Source organism: Aquamicrobium aerolatum DSM 21857 (genome assembly GCF_900113935.1).
Classification (GTDB): Bacteria; Pseudomonadota; Alphaproteobacteria; order Rhizobiales; family Rhizobiaceae; genus Aerobium; species Aerobium aerolatum.
On sequence record NZ_FORF01000003.1, the window covers coordinates 1 to 14,837 of the forward strand.

A 14,837-nucleotide genomic window follows, 5' to 3' on the forward strand; every position below is an offset into this window, starting at 1 on the left:
ATCCGGTCAAGCTCTTCGCGCCATGCCCCCATCCGCGGATAGGGCTGATGCTTGCGCTCGTAGCGGAACTCGGTCTCGTCCGAGCGCAGCACCTTGCGCACCACTTTCCGTGAAACCTTCAACTCGCGGCAAATCGCCTTGATCGACTTGCCCTGAACCCGCGAAAGCCGGCGTATCTTTGCAATCGTCTCCACAATCAACATCCAAAACACAAATGCCTCCGATGAAACCGGAGGCATTTTGATGACCCCACGTTAAGGGGTCCCGTTTGGACGAAAATCACCCCTTAAACAGGGTCCTCATTCCATGAAAAATCACACTTAGTCTAGCGGACCGCAAAACCCAAATGTGACTTAGCTATTCCAAAAGAAACAAAACTATTGGGTCCGGCCCCTAATCTGCGCTTGCCTCGATATTTTCCATGTCGTCGTCGGACAGGCCGAAATGGTGGCCGATCTCATGAATCAGGACATGGGAGATGATGTCGCCCAAAGTCTCTTCGTTTTCAGCCCAATAATCGAGGATAGCGCGGCGATAAAGCGTGACACGGTTCGGGCCTTCGCCTGTCGATGGGTTCCAACGCTCGGCAATGCCACGCCCTTCGAACAGACCAAGCAGATCGAATGGCGTTTCCAGCGCCAGATCATCCATGATCTCTTCCGTCGGGAATTCAGAAATCTGGATAATGATCTCGCCCGTCAACTGCCGGAACTCAGCTGGCAGATGAGCATATGTCTCCAGCGCCAAAAGTTCGAACTCTTGCAACGAAGGGGAGAGTTGGTCGCTCCAGTCGCGAGTCTTGTAGATACGAGCCATGCTTTGTCCTTTGGCTGCCATATAGACCGTTGCAGCCTCGCTTTCGAGCCCTCATACGACGCTATGACGAAGCGTGCACCTTCTCTTCGTCATAAAGTGACACGATGAGGAATAAATTCTTATCGTCGCTTGCTTGACTCATTCCGACAGTTCTGGAATCTATAGGAACAAATAGAGAACATTTGTCGAAAGAACAGCATCATGGCGACCAACGCCGTGGCGCGTGAGGCCGTTTGTGCCCTGCGCCGGGAAATCGCAAGGATCGAAGGCCGACAACCTGAGCGGTTCGAATCACCGGTGACTGCGCCTGCCCAAAAGGATGAAATGCTGTTGCGTCGCAGCGGCCTGCCATCTTCGGCACAGACCCTGACAACCGGGGCGGCAAGATTTGATGCCGCATTGGGCGGTGGTCTGCCGCTTGGCGCACTGACGGAAATCCATGGTCGTCAGACACGCGATGCCGGTGCGGTGGCTGGTTTTACGCTGGCCTTGTGCGTCAGAGCGCGCAAGGCAGATTCAAGGGAAAGTCCCCTTTTGTGGATCACCTGCAGCGAAGTGATCGCGGAGGCAGGCAGGCCTTATGCGCCAGGTCTGATACACCGCTTCGGGCTTTCTGCCAGCAGCATTCTGCTGGCCGACATTCACCGTCTTGAGGACGCCTTGTGGGTCGCCGAGGAAGCAGCAAGCCTGTCCGGTTTCAGCGCCGTCATCCTTGAGATTCGCGGGCACAGCAGAAAACTGGATCTGACTGCAACACGCCGTCTGCACCGGCGGGCGCAAAACGCGGCGCGACCATTTTTTCTTTTGCGCCAGGCCGGGCTTCCCGAACCGACCGCCGCGCCTGTGCGCCTGATCGTTTCGCCGGCTCCTGCCGGCGAGCGCCGCGTTCTGTCGCGGTTTCTCACCGGTTCGATCGGCCCGCCGGCCTTCCTCGCCGAGATCGGCCGCAGCCGATCCGCGATCCCCGCAAAAGCCGTGCTGGAATGGAACCAAGATGAATGCGCCTTTCATGAAAGACCAGACCTTGCCGATGGGGCGCAGGATTTTGGCGCTGTGGCTGCCCTATCTGGCGAGCGACCGCATTTTGCGCACCCGGTTGGGGCGCAACTGGCGCTGCGCAAGATCGCCTGACGCGCTCCGTCCGCCGCTGGTCATCAGCCATCGCGACAGCAACGCACAGCGGGTCGCCGCGATCTGCGAGCAAAGTGCGGCACTGGGGCTGCGGCGCGGGCTCGGCATTGCCGATATCAGGGCGATGTATCCGCAGGTCGAGATCGTCGAGGCCGAACCGGACGCCGATCGACGGTTGCTGACAAGCCTTGCCGACTGGTGCGACCGCTACACGCCGCTGGTGGCGTTTGCCGGCAGCGATGGCCTGTTTCTCGACATCACCGGCTGCGCGCATCTGTTTGGCGGCGAGCAGGCGATGCTGGACGATCTTGGCCGGCGTCTAACCGAACAGGGGTTCTGTGCCCGCGTCGGGCTGGCCTCGACGCCGGGTATGGCGTGGGCGGCGGCGCGGTTTCTGAAGCCTGTACCCGTCGCCCCTGGCGACGAGGCGGAAGCACTGTCACCGCTGCCGCTGGCCGCGTTGCGGCTGGAACCTGCGCTACGCACCAGCCTCAAAAGCGTCGGCCTGCGCACTGTCGAGGCAATTCTGCATGCGCCGCGTCCGCCGTTGGCGCGCCGCTTCGGTGCCGGCCTGCTTTTACGTCTCGACCAGGCGCTTGGTGCGGTCGATGAAGCCGTGTCGCCCCGATTGCCGGTTGCGCCGATCTCGGTGGAGCGGCATCTGGCCGAGCCGGTCGTCCAGGGTGAGGAAGTCGAACGGCTGATCTTCATCATGGCGGGAACGCTGCAAGAGGATCTGGTGCGGCGTGGCGAAGGCGCGCGCAGCCTGCAATTGTCGCTGTTTCGGGTCGATGGCGTGGTCAAGCGTCTGGTGGTCGGCGCATCGCGACCGCTGCGTGAACCGGCGCTGGTGCTGAAGCTGTTTCGCGAACGGCTGACCGCGTTGGGCGAGATGGAAGCCGGCTGCGGTTTCGAACTGATCCGGCTTTCGGTGATGGCGGCAGCGCGGTTCGAGCCTGAACAGAGCGATATGGTGGCGGGCAGCCGGTCGGATGACGCAGATCTGGCGTTGTTTGCCGACCGCATCCGCGCCCGGCTCGGCAACGAGGCGATCCTCGCCATGACATTGGTGGAGAGTCATTTGCCAGAGCGGGCGGTAGCGAACATGCCCTTCACCGGCCAGTCGATATCAGCCAGCCCGGAAACCGCGATGCGCGAGCGCCCGATCCGGCTTCTGCCGCATCCTGAACCCGTCGATGTTGCCATGGCCGAAATACCGGAGGGACCGCCGCGCAATTTCCGCTGGCGGCGGGTGCTGTATCGTGTCGCCCGCGCCGAGGGGCCGGAACGCATCGCGCCGGAATGGTGGCTGGGCGGCGAGGATGACGAGCCGACACGCGACTACTTTCGCGTCGAGGACGAAGATGGCCGCCGCTTCTGGATCTACCGCCACGGGCTGTATGGCGCGCCGACCGGCACGCCGCGCTGGTTCCTGCATGGTTTGTTCGCATGACCGCGCCCGCCCCATCAGTCGCGATCCCCTATGCGGAATTTGCCGTGCAGTCGAATTTCTCGTTCCTGCGCGGCGCTTCCAGGCCGGAAGAGTTGGCGGTTGCGGCAGGTGCGCTGGGCTACCGCGCCTTCGGCCTTGCCGACCGCAACAGCGTCGCCGGCGTCGTACGCGCCTGGAAAGCGGCAGAGGCAGCGGATATTCCGTTTCATCCGGGCGCACGACTGGTGTTTGCCGATGGCACCCCCGACATGCTGGCCTATCCGCAGGACCGTGCCGGCTGGGGGCATCTGTGCCGCCTTCTGACGACCGCCAATGAGCGCGGCGTGAAGGGCAAGCCAGAGCTGTTGCAGAGCGACATTTTTGATTGGGGCGACCGCATCGCACTGGCGGTGCTGCCTGATCTTTTGCAGGAACCGCAAGATCTTTTGGCTTTGCTGCGCCGCTGCCGCGACCGCTTCGGCACCGCCATCCGGCTTGCTGTCGCCCCGCTTCACGGCGGCGACGACCGGTTCCGGCTGGAACAGGCAGCAGCACTGGCGCAAGCTGCCGCCCTGCCGCTGATGGCGGTCAACGAGGTGCTCTATCACAGCGCCGACCGACGCAGGCTTCAGGATGTGGTGACGGCGATCCGGCTCAACACCCCGCTTGCCAAAGCCGGCTTCGCGCTGCGCGCCAATGCTGAGCGCCATTTCAAGCCGCCCGTCGAGATGGCGCGACTGTTTGCCCGCCACCCGCAAGCTTTGGCCGAAACCCTCCGCTTTGCCGAAACGCTGGCCTTCTCGCTGAAGGAGCTCGGCCACATCTATCCGCAGGAGGCCGATGCAGACCCGCAGGCCTTGCTCGAACGGCTGGCATGGGGCGGCGCGCACTGGCGTTACTCGGAGAAAATCCCGCAAAAGGTTGATGCTGCGATCCGCCACGAGCTCGCCCTGATCCGCGACAAGCGTTACGCGCCGTATTTCCTCACGGTTCACGACATCGTCTGGTTTGCCAAACGCGAAGGCATCCTGTGTCAGGGGCGCGGGTCCGCCGCCAACTCCACCGTCTGTTTCTGCCTTGGCATTACCGAGGTCGATCCGGCGCTTAACAGCCTGCTGTTTGAACGGTTCATTTCGACCGAGCGCGATGAGCCGCCCGACATCGACGTCGATTTCGAGCACGAGCGGCGCGAGATCGTGATGGCCTATATCTATGACAAATACAGCGCCAAGCAGACCGCTTTAGCCGCCGCCGTCACCACCTATCGCGGTCGCTCGGCGCTGCGCGAAGTCGCCAAGGCATTCGGCCTGTCGGAAGACACGCAATCGGCGCTGTCCGGCTCGATCTGGGGCTGGTCGTCATCGGAACTCGGCGAACAGGAATCGAAAGCCGCGGGCCTCGATACACAGGATACGACCACCGCGCATCTGTTGCGCCACGCCAACGAGATCAAGGCGTTTCCGCGCCATTTGACCCAGCATGTCGGCGGTTTCGTCATCACGCAGGATCGTCTCGACGAGATCGTGCCGATCGTGCGCACCGGCATGGAAACCAGGCGCATGGTCGAGTGGGACAAGGACGATCTCGACCGGGTCAATATTCTCAAGGTCGACATCCTGGCGCTCGGCATGCTGTCATGTCTGCGCCGCTGTTTCGAGATGCTCGACGCACAGTATGACCGCAAGCTCGACCTGACCGCGCTGCATCGCGACCAGCGGCCGGAGGTTTACGACATGATCTGCCGCGCCGACACTGTGGGCGTGTTCCAGATCGAGAGCCGGGCGCAGATGTCGATGTTGCCACGGCTGAAACCGCGCGAATTCTACGATCTCGTCATCGAGGTCGCGATTGTGCGTCCCGGCCCGATCCAGGGCGACATGGTGCATCCCTATCTGCGCCGGCGGGAAGGCAAAGAACCCGTCGAGTATCCCGGCCCTGAAATTAAAAATATTCTCAAGCGCACACTGGGTGTGCCGCTGTTTCAGGAACAGGCGATGCAGATCGCCATCGACATCGGCGGCTTCTCGCCAGCGGAAGCCGATCAACTGCGTCGCGCCATGGCGACGTTCAAACGCAGCGGAACGCTCGATCAGCACAGGGAGCGGATGGTCGAGGGCATGGTGAAGAAGGGCTATCCGCGCGGTTTTTCAGAACGCTGCTTTCGCCAGATTGAGGGGTTCGGCGAATATGGCTTTCCCGAAAGCCATGCCGCGTCCTTCGCGCTGCTGGTTTACGCCTCGTCCTGGATCAAGACCTACTATCCCGACGTGTTTCTGGCGGGACTGCTGAATTCGCAACCGATGGGGTTTTACGGCCCCGGCCAGCTGGTGCGCGATGCGCGCGAGCATGGCGTCGAGGTGCGCGCGCCGGACATCAATTTTTCCACATGGGACAGCACGCTCGAACCGGCAGCGTTCGATCCGCGCAGAATTGCCGCGCGCCACCGCGAGATGAAATCGGTGATCCGCACCGCCCATGCGGTGCGTCTCGGCCTGCGGCAGATCAAGGGGCTCGGCGAGGAGGCGGTGACGGCGTTGGTCGCCCATCGCGGTGCGGGCTACAGTTCGGTGCGCGATCTGTGGCTGCGCTCCGGGCTATCGCGTGCAAAAATCCAGAAACTGGCCGAAGCCGACGCGTTCCGCTCACTCGGGCTCGACCGTCGCGCCGCGCTGTGGGCGGTGCGGGCGCTGGACGAGAAGGGGGCTGCCGAGCGCCTGCCGCTGTTCGAGCGGCCGGACCTGCACTTGCGCGACACCGAGGCAGCGGTGCAGCTTCCCGCCATGCCGGCCGGCGAGCACGTCATCCAAGATTACCGGGCGCTGTCATTCTCGCTCAAGGACCACCCCTTGTCTTTCCTGCGTGCCACACTTGCCCGCGAAGGCGTGTTGGAAAACGGGGCGTTGATCTCGGTTCCCCATGGCAAGCGGGTCAGCGTGGCCGGACTGGTGCTGGTGCGCCAGCGACCCGGTTCGGCCAAAGGAGTGATCTTCATGACGCTGGAAGACGAGACCGGCATCGCCAATATCGTTGTGTGGACCAGGACATTCGACCGCTTCCGCCCGGTGGTGATGGGCGCGCGACTGGTGCGGGTGACCGGCAGGGTGCAATCGGTGTCCAACGTCATCCACGTCGTCGCCGACCGGATCGAGGACCTCAGCGCACGTCTCGAAACCTTGTCGGAAGCGTGGAGAAAAGTGAATTTCACCGGTCAGGTCGATGAAATACGCCACCCGGTTGGCCTCGACAGACGCGGTCCGCAATCGGAGCGCAACGTCGGTGCAGTCATGCCGAAAGGGCGAAACTTTCACTAACCCGGCAGGCGCGCCTCAGCCATTCAGCTCTTCAGCATCAAGGGAGCGCGCCTCGGAAGGCAGCATGATCGGCACACCATCTCGCACCGGATAGGCAAGACGCGCAGCACGCGAGACAAGTTCGCTGGTGTCGGGGTTCCACAACAATGCCGCCTTGGTCAGCGGGCAGACAAGCATCTCCAAAAGCTTCGGATCGACACCGCCATTTCGTGAAATCTGGGTGTCGTTGCCGTTGCTCATTGCAGGCTCGCCCCGAACTCGTCGTCAGCGCGTGCGAGGGCGATCTCTGTCATTGCAACCAGCGTCGCCGCCCGCGTTTTCAGGTCAGGAGCTTCAAGCAGAGCCTGCTTTTCGGCAGGGCCATAAGGCGCCATCATCGAAAGGGCGTTGACCAGCGTGGCATTTTCAGCGCGGCTGATACTGTCCCAATCAGCTTCCATTTCATTGGCCTTCAGATAGGCGCGAAACGCCTTCAGCAGCGCCGTTCGATCGACTTCGCTCGCCCCCGCCTCGATGTCGAGGTCGGCAATGAACGGGGTGACATGCGCCTGTCGAAACGGCGTCTTCACCGCCAGTTCCTCTGCAATACGGAAACGGCACACGCCCTGCAACGACACCAGATAGCGCCCGTCGCCGGTTTCGGCAAAGGATGTGAGGCGGCCGATACAGCCCACCTCGCACAGTTCCGGCTCACCGTCATGTCGTAGCGCGCCATCAAGACGAGGCTGGATCATGCCGATCAGTCGATCATGTGCCAGCACATGATCGACCATCTCCAGGTATCGTGGTTCAAAGATGTTGAGGGGCATGCGCCCACCTGGCAGGAGCAGTGCAGCCGTCAGCGGAAAGATCGGAACCGAATGCGGCAGATCCGTTCCGTTCAGATAGCGTGCGTTACCAACCTGCACATCATCCTCCCTGCATCAGGAAAACAACAGCGACGACAGCTTGCGCCGCGCAGCGAGCGTTGCCTTGTCGGCCATGCCCCAGGCTTCAAAGAACTTGAGCAACTGCAGGCGTGCGCCATCCTCGTTCCATTCGCGGTCTGCGCGCATGATCGCCAGCATCGCGTCAGCAGCTTCGTCACGTTGATCGAGCGCATTATGGATCAAGCCAAGATCGAAACGTGCCTGATGATCGTTCGGGTCGGCGGCAAGACGGCTTTCCAGCTCGGCTCGATCGCCAAGTTCTGCAACCTGATCTGCCAGGGCAATGCGCGCGCGCACGGCCGTCAACTCCGGGGCATCGTCTGATCCTTCAGGCGCGCGGGCGAGCACTTCGCGCGCATTCACCAGATCCCCGATATCAACGAGTGTCTCTGCCAGCCCGGCCACGGCCGTCAAATTGTCAGGCGCATGCGAGAGCACACCGGCATAGACCTGCGCGGCCCCTTGTGCATCGCCTTCGGCCCGCAATTCGCCAGCAGCCGCAAGGGCTTCAGCAAGCGCTACTTCGGTATCACCCGGCCCACCGACCTTGTTGATGAATTCTGCAATCTGGCTTTCCGGAATCGCTCCCATGAAGCCATCGACCGGCTGACCATCGCGGAACGCGATGACGGCAGGGATCGACTGAATCCCGAGCTGACCCGCAATCGACGGATGATCATCGATGTTCATTTTGACAAGCTTGACGCGCCCACCCGCTTCGCGAACCGCTTTTTCGATCACGGGCGTCAACTGGCGACAGGGTCCGCACCAGGGCGCCCAGAAATCGACAAGCACGGGTTGATTGCGCGATTCCTGGATGACGTCGGCAGTAAAGGAGGCAGTCGTCGTGTCCTTGATGACATCGCTGCTGCCTTGAGGCGCAGCCGCACCATTGGTCTGGACTGTGTAGTCCCCGCCGAAACCGGCACCGTAGGGGTTATCCTGAGCGCTCATTGTAAAAGTCCTCGCCTGATCCAGCCGTTTCGACCCGTCTAAACCCAACCGGGCCTGCGGTCGAGATGTGTTACCCCAAATGTGGCAATCGTGGCGGTAGTTTCAACCCCGTCCCTGACCTTCGATACAGGCCAGTCGTATCGATCCAGTCGGTTTACGTAACGCAATCGGATGGCTGCGTTTTTCCTGTTGCATTCATCGGAAAGTTACGCCATACAACACCGGCTTGCGGCGGACAGCTGCATGAGCGGGTGTAGCTCAGGGGTAGAGCACAACCTTGCCAAGGTTGGGGTCGAGCGTTCGAATCGCTTCACCCGCTCCAGTTTTCTTTCGGGAAGACAGCATCGAAAAGCCGCGGTTTTCCGCGGCTTTTTCGCGTTTAGGGGCTAGTACAAGTCCTTTTCAGGCCGATCCATGTCGGAACTGGCTGCGGCCCCTTGGTGCCGCCACCGGCAGCAAGGCCGATCCGGCCTCGCTTACAAAAATGACCCGTTTGCGCGAAGGGGCGGTTGCTCCGACCGTGCGATCGAACGTCTATTGTTCGCCGAGTTTCATTTGCGGGTCGTAATCCTTGCCGTGGACTTCCTTCACCACAGCCTGTCCGCATCGCATTGTCTTGGTCTCGGCGTCAAAGGCATAGGTCGGGGAGCCGTGCAGGTGCCAGCCTTTCGACAGTGCCAGCGTCACCTTGTGGCAGAAGCTTGAATCATCGGGTCCGGTCAGGAGGCGGTAGAGTTTCATGATCGTCCTTTCTATAGTCCAGCCTTGATGAGCAATCGCTCCGCCTGGTCGAGATGCAGCCGCTCGACCATCTTTCCGCCAAGCGAAATGACGCCCTTGTCGGCGTTATCCGGCAGTGCGAACGCGGCGCGGATCGCGAGTGCGTCCTCGACTTCCGCGGGCGCGGGCGAAAACGCATTGTTGGCGAGATCGATCTGCGCCGGGTGGATCAGGGTCTTGCCGTCGAAGCCCATGTTGCGGCCCTCCACGCATTCGTGCCCCAGCGCATCGAGATCGCGAAAATCGTTGCTGACGCCATCAAGAATGTCCAGATCGCCGGCACGCGCCGCCAGCACCATCTGCATCAGCCATGGCACCAGATAGCGCCGGTCAGGTGTGGCGAGGATGCCGGTGTCCTTGACCAGATCGTTGGTGCCGGCGACGAGGCACGCCAGTCTTGCGCTGCGGTCGCGCCCGAGCGCGGCGATCGCGCCGAGATTGAGCATCGCGCGCGGCGTTTCCACCATAGCCCACAACCACAGCGAGGCGCGGGCATCGAGTTCGTCCAGCATATCGTTGGCGTCAAGCACGTCACGCGCCGTCTCCACCTTCGGCAGCAGGATCGCGTCGGGACGGCACTGGCGGGCCATGGCGAGATCGTCCGCACCCCATTCGCTCGACAGCGCGTTGATGCGGATGACCATCTCCTTGCCATCCGCGACCCGTGTTTCGAAGAAGTGTTTCACCGCGTCACGGGCTTCGGCTTTGCGCGAGGGCGCAATCGAATCCTCGAGGTCAATGACGACGCAGTCGCAGGCCAGCGCGGGCAGCTTGGCCAGCGCCTTGTGGTTGAGCGCGGGGACATAAAGAACGGAACGGCGGCGGCGATAGGGTCTGATCGGCATGAGCACCTTTCTGGCGCAATGCATTTGCGCATGCAAGCGTTGGGCGATCTCATCGTTCGGTGAGGGGAAGAGCCTGCGGCTTTTGCACGTGTCTTCGGCCTGTCCTGCGACAAGGCTTTTCGGCTTGACGTTGGGTCGTGTGCTTCTTATCTGTGCGCCGGGCCCGGAAGCGCCTGCCGCCCACAGCGCAAGCCATGGTGAAGCTTCCGTCGATCAGTTCGTTTCCCTGTCTTGATGACGGCCGAAACGGCAATGTGGGCTCCCGTGACAGTCTGCCGTCCTTCAAAGGATAGGAAACGCGATGACCATGATGGCATCCGACTACAAGACCCATGCAAAACGTCTGCGCGAGGCGCTGGCAGCTGAAGGCGTGGCGCTGAGCCACGGCAAGGCGCTCGACATTGTCGCCCGCCAGAACGGCGCGCGCGACTGGAACACGCTGTCCGCGCGGCTCGACACGCCAGCGTCCACCGTGCAGGCGGCTGCACCGTTTTCGGTCGGCGACCAGGTTGCCGGCGCTTTCAACGGTCGTGCCGCCAGCGGCCGCATCATCGGGGTCGCCGAAACCATCAAGCCCGATCTGTGGCGTGTGACGGTGAAGTTCTCGCCGCCGGTAGACGCCTCGACCTCGCCGAATTTCCGGGCCGAGCGCACAAGGGTGGAAATGATTGTCGGCGCCGATGGCCGGTCCCGTCGCCTCACCGGCACCGAGAACGGCACGATGGCGCTGCACCGCGCCTGATACGGCGCGCAGGGAGGCGTTGCTCGTTCGAGACCTCCCTGTGCTGGTGCCAACCGGCTTTGAATTTTGCGCTATCCGGTGTAAAGCCGCATCGACACGATTTCCGAGGCCGAAACACAGGCAGAAGTATGGACAAGTTCATCAAGCTGACGGGCGTTGCCGCGCCCCTTCCGATCGTCAATATCGACACCGATATGATCATCCCGAAGGATTACCTGAAAACGATCAAGCGCACGGGCCTTGCCAAGGGACTGTTTGCCGAGATGCGTTTCAATGAGGATGGGACCGAGAACCCGGATTTCGTTCTCAACAAGCCCGCCTACCGAAATGCCCAGATCCTGGTTGCTGGCGACAATTTCGGTTGCGGCTCGTCGCGTGAACACGCGCCGTGGGCGCTGCTCGATTTCGGCATTCGCTGCGTGATCTCGACCTCGTTCGCCGACATCTTTTACAATAACTGCTTCAAGAACGGTATCTTGCCGATCAAGGTCAGCCAGGACGATCTCGACAAGCTGATGGACGATGCACAGCGCGGTGCCAATGCGACGCTGACGGTCGATCTGGAGGCGATGGAAATCCGCGGTCCCGATGGCGGAGTCATCACGTTCGATCTCGACGAGTTCAAGCGTCATTGCCTGCTCAACGGGCTCGACGACATCGGTTTGACGCTGGAAAAAGCACCGTCGATCGATCATTTCGAACAGCAGAATGCTGAAAATCGCCCCTGGGCTTGAGATGATTGCCTGATATTGATGGTTTCAGCCGGTGCAGAAGCGCCGGCTGTTTCGTTTACAGCGAGTGTGTCGGTACGGCGCCATCAGCGCATCTTTGCGATCGATGACTGCAATATGGTGCAATGGAGGCTTGCGTACATCCCTCCCTGCCGTTAGCAAATGCGCGGCTTATAATATTCTCTGAAAGGCGTTTCCCATGGCATCGCGCAAGCTTCTCCTTCTTCCAGGTGACGGCATTGGCCCTGAGTCAATGGCGGAGGTCAAAAAGCTGATCGCGGCGATGAACGCCGACCTGAACGCTGGTTTCGAGACCGAGGAAGCGCTCGTTGGCGGCAGCGCCTACGACGCGCATGGTCAGTCGATCTCCGAAGCCGACGTTGCTACCGCGATGGCTGCCGATGCCGTGCTGTTCGGTGCGGTTGGTGGTCCCAAGTGGGACAGCGTGCCGTATGAAGTCCGGCCGGAGGCAGGGCTTCTTCGTCTGCGTAAGGACATGGAGCTGTTCGCCAATCTGCGGCCTGCAATCTGCTATCCGGCACTGGCGGCCTCGTCGTCGCTCAAGCCGGAAGTCGTTGAAGGTCTGGACATCTTGATCTTGCGCGAATTGACCGGTGGTGTCTATTTCGGCGAGCCGAAGGAAATCATCGACCTTGGCAATGGCCAGAAGCGCGGCGTCGATACGCAGGTCTACGAAACCTATGAGATCGAGCGCATCGCTGCGGCGGCCTTCGAGCTTGCGCGCACCCGCGGCAACAAGGTTTGCTCGATGGAAAAGCGCAACGTCATGAAGTCGGGCGTGTTGTGGAACGAAGTTGTCACCGCGACCCACAAGAACGGCTACCAGGACGTCGAGCTGACCCACATGCTGGCCGACGCCGGCGGCATGCAGCTGGTACGCTGGCCCAAGCAGTTTGACGTCATCGTCACCGACAATCTGTTCGGCGACATGCTTTCCGACGTTGCTGCCATGCTGACCGGTTCGCTCGGCATGTTGCCGTCGGCCTCGCTCGGTGCCCCGGATGCTGCAACCGGCAAGCGCAAGGCGCTTTATGAGCCGGTGCATGGATCGGCACCGGACATTGCAGGTCAGGGCATCGCCAACCCGATCGCCATGATTGCTTCCTTTGCCATGTGCCTGCGCTATTCGTTCAATATGGTTGCAGAAGCTGACCGTCTGGAGGCTGCGATTTCCGCTGTTCTCGACGACGGCTTGCGTACCCGTGACATCATGTCGAACGGCATGACCGAAGTTGGCACGACCCAGATGGGCGACGCCATTGTCGCGAAGTTCCGCGCAGCTTGATAATGCCGACCGGCGGTGCGGATCTCTCCTGCCACCGCCGGTCGCACCTGCCGTCACGTGACGCTGATTGACTCTGTCATCAAAGAGCGTACAAGGCGGGCGCGAATGAAGGAAAAACGATGCGTGGCCTGTTGATGGCATATCTGGCGTCCGGTTTGTTTGGTGGTGTATCGCAGATGCCTGCCGAAGCCGATGCTGCGCGCGCGCGTTCCACCAAAACCATGGCCAAAACGACGACCACGAAAACGGTCTGACTTCTCTCGGCCTGCTCGCCCTCTCCCCGGGTCCGGTCCGAGGGAGGCGGGACCCGCACCGGCCGGCGGGTCTTCTCCAAGCGAAACCAGCGGAGAGATTGAGCATGATCCCCATCTCGGGACGCATTAGGCGAACACGATCATGCTCCAGAAGGAGCGACGGGAATGGGTTTCAAGATTGCAATCGCAGGCGCAACCGGCAATGTCGGACGCGAAATGCTCAACATCCTCGAAGAGCGTGGCTTTCCTGCTGATGAGGTTGTCGCACTGGCCTCACGCCGTTCGGTCGGCACCGAGGTCTCCTATGGCGACAAGACGCTGAAGGTGAAGGATCTCGCCACCTACGACTTTTCCGATACCGACATCTGCCTGATGTCTGCTGGTGGCACCATCTCGAAGGAATGGTCGCCGAAGATCGGTGCTCAGGGCTGCGTGGTGATCGATAATTCCTCAGCGTTCCGCTACGACATCGACGTGCCGTTGATCGTACCGGAAGTGAACCCGGACGCCGTCGAAGGTTTCACCAAGAAGAACATCATCGCCAACCCGAATTGCTCCACTGCCCAGCTCGTCGTCGCGCTCAAGCCGCTGCACGACAAGGCGACGATCAAGCGCGTTGTCGTCTCGACCTACCAGTCGGTTTCCGGCGCGGGCAAGGAAGGCATGGACGAGCTGTTCACCCAGACGCGCGCCGTGTTCGTCGCCGATCCGGTGGAAGCCAAGAAGTTCACCAAGCGCATCGCTTTCAACGTCATTCCGCACATTGACGAGTTCATGGAAGACGGCCAGACCAAGGAAGAGTGGAAGGTCACGGCCGAGACCAAGAAGATGCTCGACCCGAAGATCAAGGTGACCTGCACCGCCGTGCGCGTGCCCGTGTTCATCGGTCATTCGGAAGCGGTCAACATCGAGTTCGAAAACCCGATCACTGCCGACGAGGCGCGTGAACTTCTGCGTGAAGCTCCGGGCTGCCTGGTCATCGACAAGCGTGAGGATGCTGGTTACGTGACCCCGCTCGACGCGGCAGGCGAGGATGCGACCTATATCTCGCGCATTCGTGAAGATTCCACGATCGATAACGGCCTCAACATGTGGGTGGTCTCCGACAATCTGCGCAAGGGCGCGGCCCTCAACACGGTGCAGATCGCCGAGTTGCTGGTGGCACGCGGCCTGATCCAGCCCAAGAAGCAGGCGGCCTGATCCTTCAGAGCCTAAGGTTCAGGCGTGCGCTCAATCGCGCCTGAACCGGCTCACGGAACTTTTCTTTCGTCCATGCGTTTTTACCTCACCTTCCATTTCGAAGGATTGAGGGAGATCATCATGGACGAAACTGGCATTGGTTGGATTGCAGCCATCATCATCGGCGGCCTTGCTGGCTGGATCGCTTCGAACTTCATGAAGAGCGACACCGGCATTTTCATGAACATCATTCTTGGGATTATCGGCGCCGCGCTGGCGAGCTTCATATTCGGGATGCTCGGCGTTTCGTTTGGTGGCTGGCTTGGATATTTGATCGCCGGTTTTGTGGGCGCATGTATTCTGTTGGCCCTCGGACGAGCAGTTAGAAGCTAGGGCAATAGGCTCTGGCAAGCCTGCTATTCTTGAG

Annotated in this window: 15 protein-coding genes, 1 tRNA gene and 1 pseudogene; 10 read left to right on the top strand and 7 right to left on the bottom strand. The window is 61.1% G+C overall.

Features of this window, described 5'->3' with window-relative positions:
* Nucleotides 1-203 (bottom strand): annotated as a pseudogene (locus BMZ42_RS03005) (IS21 family transposase); the annotation flags it as partial.
* A 190-nt stretch (nt 204-393) separates the two neighbouring features.
* A complete protein-coding gene (locus tag BMZ42_RS03010; protein WP_091518938.1) occupies nt 394-816 on the bottom strand; it encodes a metallopeptidase family protein in 423 nt (140 codons plus the stop codon).
* Between the two features lie 201 nt (nt 817-1,017).
* Between BMZ42_RS03010 and BMZ42_RS18220 the strand changes: the two genes are divergently transcribed.
* Genes BMZ42_RS18220 through BMZ42_RS03020 form a run of 3 tightly spaced genes read left to right on the top strand, consistent with a single transcriptional unit; the run spans nt 1,018 to nt 6,690 of the window.
* Entirely contained in the window at nt 1,018-1,947 is a 930-nt protein-coding gene (locus tag BMZ42_RS18220; protein WP_139207828.1) for an ImuA family protein, read from the top strand.
* Nucleotides 1,847-3,400, top strand: coding sequence for a DUF6504 family protein (locus BMZ42_RS03015; RefSeq protein WP_244523145.1), 1,554 nt, complete (start codon nt 1,847-1,849; stop codon nt 3,398-3,400). The genes BMZ42_RS18220 and BMZ42_RS03015 overlap by 101 nt, the downstream gene beginning before the upstream one ends.
* Nucleotides 3,397-6,690 (top strand): error-prone DNA polymerase, encoded by a 3,294-nt coding sequence (locus BMZ42_RS03020; RefSeq protein WP_091518479.1) that lies wholly within the window; start codon nt 3,397-3,399, stop codon nt 6,688-6,690. The genes BMZ42_RS03015 and BMZ42_RS03020 overlap by 4 nt, the downstream gene beginning before the upstream one ends.
* A gap of 15 nt (nt 6,691-6,705) precedes the next feature.
* Here BMZ42_RS03020 and BMZ42_RS03025 read toward each other — a convergent pair whose 3' ends face one another.
* The 3 genes from BMZ42_RS03025 to trxA are packed head-to-tail and all read right to left on the bottom strand — an operon-like array spanning nt 6,706 to nt 8,573.
* The gene (locus BMZ42_RS03025; RefSeq protein ID WP_091518481.1) at nt 6,706-6,930 is read right to left on the bottom strand and encodes a Trm112 family protein; all 225 of its coding nucleotides are present in this window, start codon (nt 6,928-6,930) and stop codon (nt 6,706-6,708) included.
* Entirely contained in the window at nt 6,927-7,598 is a 672-nt protein-coding gene (locus tag BMZ42_RS03030; RefSeq protein ID WP_091518483.1) for an LON peptidase substrate-binding domain-containing protein, read from the bottom strand. The genes BMZ42_RS03025 and BMZ42_RS03030 overlap by 4 nt, the downstream gene beginning before the upstream one ends.
* A gap of 15 nt (nt 7,599-7,613) precedes the next feature.
* Entirely contained in the window at nt 7,614-8,573 is a 960-nt protein-coding gene (trxA, locus tag BMZ42_RS03035) for a thioredoxin (protein ID WP_091518486.1), read from the bottom strand.
* Nucleotides 8,574-8,820: 247 nt separating this feature from the next.
* Here trxA and BMZ42_RS03040 point away from each other — a divergent pair.
* Nucleotides 8,821-8,895, top strand: a tRNA-Gly gene (locus BMZ42_RS03040).
* 212 nt (nt 8,896-9,107) lie between these two features.
* On the opposite strand, the gene BMZ42_RS03045 is transcribed toward BMZ42_RS03040, so the two are convergent.
* Entirely contained in the window at nt 9,108-9,314 is a 207-nt protein-coding gene (locus tag BMZ42_RS03045; protein WP_091518487.1) for a DUF1737 domain-containing protein, read from the bottom strand.
* Between the two features lie 11 nt (nt 9,315-9,325).
* Nucleotides 9,326-10,198 (bottom strand): HpcH/HpaI aldolase/citrate lyase family protein, encoded by an 873-nt coding sequence (locus BMZ42_RS03050; protein ID WP_091518941.1) that lies wholly within the window; start codon nt 10,196-10,198, stop codon nt 9,326-9,328.
* A 301-nt stretch (nt 10,199-10,499) separates the two neighbouring features.
* Between BMZ42_RS03050 and BMZ42_RS03055 the strand changes: the two genes are divergently transcribed.
* From BMZ42_RS03055 to BMZ42_RS03075, 6 genes are all read left to right on the top strand, one after another.
* Nucleotides 10,500-10,940: a glyoxalase superfamily protein gene (locus tag BMZ42_RS03055; RefSeq protein WP_091518490.1), complete on the top strand. Its 441-nt coding sequence runs from the start codon at nt 10,500-10,502 to the stop codon at nt 10,938-10,940.
* Between the two features lie 128 nt (nt 10,941-11,068).
* Nucleotides 11,069-11,674: a 3-isopropylmalate dehydratase small subunit gene (gene leuD, locus BMZ42_RS03060; protein WP_091518491.1), complete on the top strand. Its 606-nt coding sequence runs from the start codon at nt 11,069-11,071 to the stop codon at nt 11,672-11,674.
* 196 nt (nt 11,675-11,870) lie between these two features.
* Complete coding sequence (gene leuB / locus BMZ42_RS03065; protein ID WP_091518494.1) at nt 11,871-12,977, top strand: 3-isopropylmalate dehydrogenase; 1,107 nt, start codon at nt 11,871-11,873, stop codon at nt 12,975-12,977.
* A 119-nt stretch (nt 12,978-13,096) separates the two neighbouring features.
* Nucleotides 13,097-13,231 (top strand): hypothetical protein, encoded by a 135-nt coding sequence (locus BMZ42_RS18375; RefSeq protein ID WP_280139837.1) that lies wholly within the window; start codon nt 13,097-13,099, stop codon nt 13,229-13,231.
* 165 nt (nt 13,232-13,396) lie between these two features.
* Nucleotides 13,397-14,431: an aspartate-semialdehyde dehydrogenase gene (locus BMZ42_RS03070; protein WP_091518496.1), complete on the top strand. Its 1,035-nt coding sequence runs from the start codon at nt 13,397-13,399 to the stop codon at nt 14,429-14,431.
* Between the two features lie 120 nt (nt 14,432-14,551).
* Nucleotides 14,552-14,803: a GlsB/YeaQ/YmgE family stress response membrane protein gene (locus tag BMZ42_RS03075; RefSeq protein WP_091518944.1), complete on the top strand. Its 252-nt coding sequence runs from the start codon at nt 14,552-14,554 to the stop codon at nt 14,801-14,803.
* The last annotated feature ends 34 nt before the right edge of the window (nt 14,804-14,837 follow it).

Excerpts from the sequence above, each read along its gene's own strand:
- BMZ42_RS18220 (WP_139207828.1), top strand. The coding sequence starts at position 1,018 with ATGGCGACCAACGCCGTGGCGCGTGAGGCCGTTTGTGCCCTGCGCCGG.
- BMZ42_RS03020 (WP_091518479.1), top strand. The coding sequence starts at position 3,397 with ATGACCGCGCCCGCCCCATCAGTCGCGATCCCCTATGCGGAATTTGCC.
- BMZ42_RS03070 (WP_091518496.1), top strand. The coding sequence starts at position 13,397 with ATGGGTTTCAAGATTGCAATCGCAGGCGCAACCGGCAATGTCGGACGC.
- BMZ42_RS03055 (WP_091518490.1), top strand. The coding sequence starts at position 10,500 with ATGACCATGATGGCATCCGACTACAAGACCCATGCAAAACGTCTGCGC.
- BMZ42_RS03075 (WP_091518944.1), top strand. The coding sequence starts at position 14,552 with ATGGACGAAACTGGCATTGGTTGGATTGCAGCCATCATCATCGGCGGC.
- leuB (WP_091518494.1), top strand. The coding sequence starts at position 11,871 with ATGGCATCGCGCAAGCTTCTCCTTCTTCCAGGTGACGGCATTGGCCCT.
- BMZ42_RS03050 (WP_091518941.1), bottom strand. The coding sequence starts at position 10,198 with ATGCCGATCAGACCCTATCGCCGCCGCCGTTCCGTTCTTTATGTCCCC.
- trxA (WP_091518486.1), bottom strand. The coding sequence starts at position 8,573 with ATGAGCGCTCAGGATAACCCCTACGGTGCCGGTTTCGGCGGGGACTAC.
- BMZ42_RS18375 (WP_280139837.1), top strand. The coding sequence starts at position 13,097 with ATGCGTGGCCTGTTGATGGCATATCTGGCGTCCGGTTTGTTTGGTGGT.
- BMZ42_RS03010 (WP_091518938.1), bottom strand. The coding sequence starts at position 816 with ATGGCTCGTATCTACAAGACTCGCGACTGGAGCGACCAACTCTCCCCT.
- BMZ42_RS03025 (WP_091518481.1), bottom strand. The coding sequence starts at position 6,930 with ATGAGCAACGGCAACGACACCCAGATTTCACGAAATGGCGGTGTCGAT.
- BMZ42_RS03015 (WP_244523145.1), top strand. The coding sequence starts at position 1,847 with ATGGGGCGCAGGATTTTGGCGCTGTGGCTGCCCTATCTGGCGAGCGAC.
- leuD (WP_091518491.1), top strand. The coding sequence starts at position 11,069 with ATGGACAAGTTCATCAAGCTGACGGGCGTTGCCGCGCCCCTTCCGATC.
- BMZ42_RS03045 (WP_091518487.1), bottom strand. The coding sequence starts at position 9,314 with ATGAAACTCTACCGCCTCCTGACCGGACCCGATGATTCAAGCTTCTGC.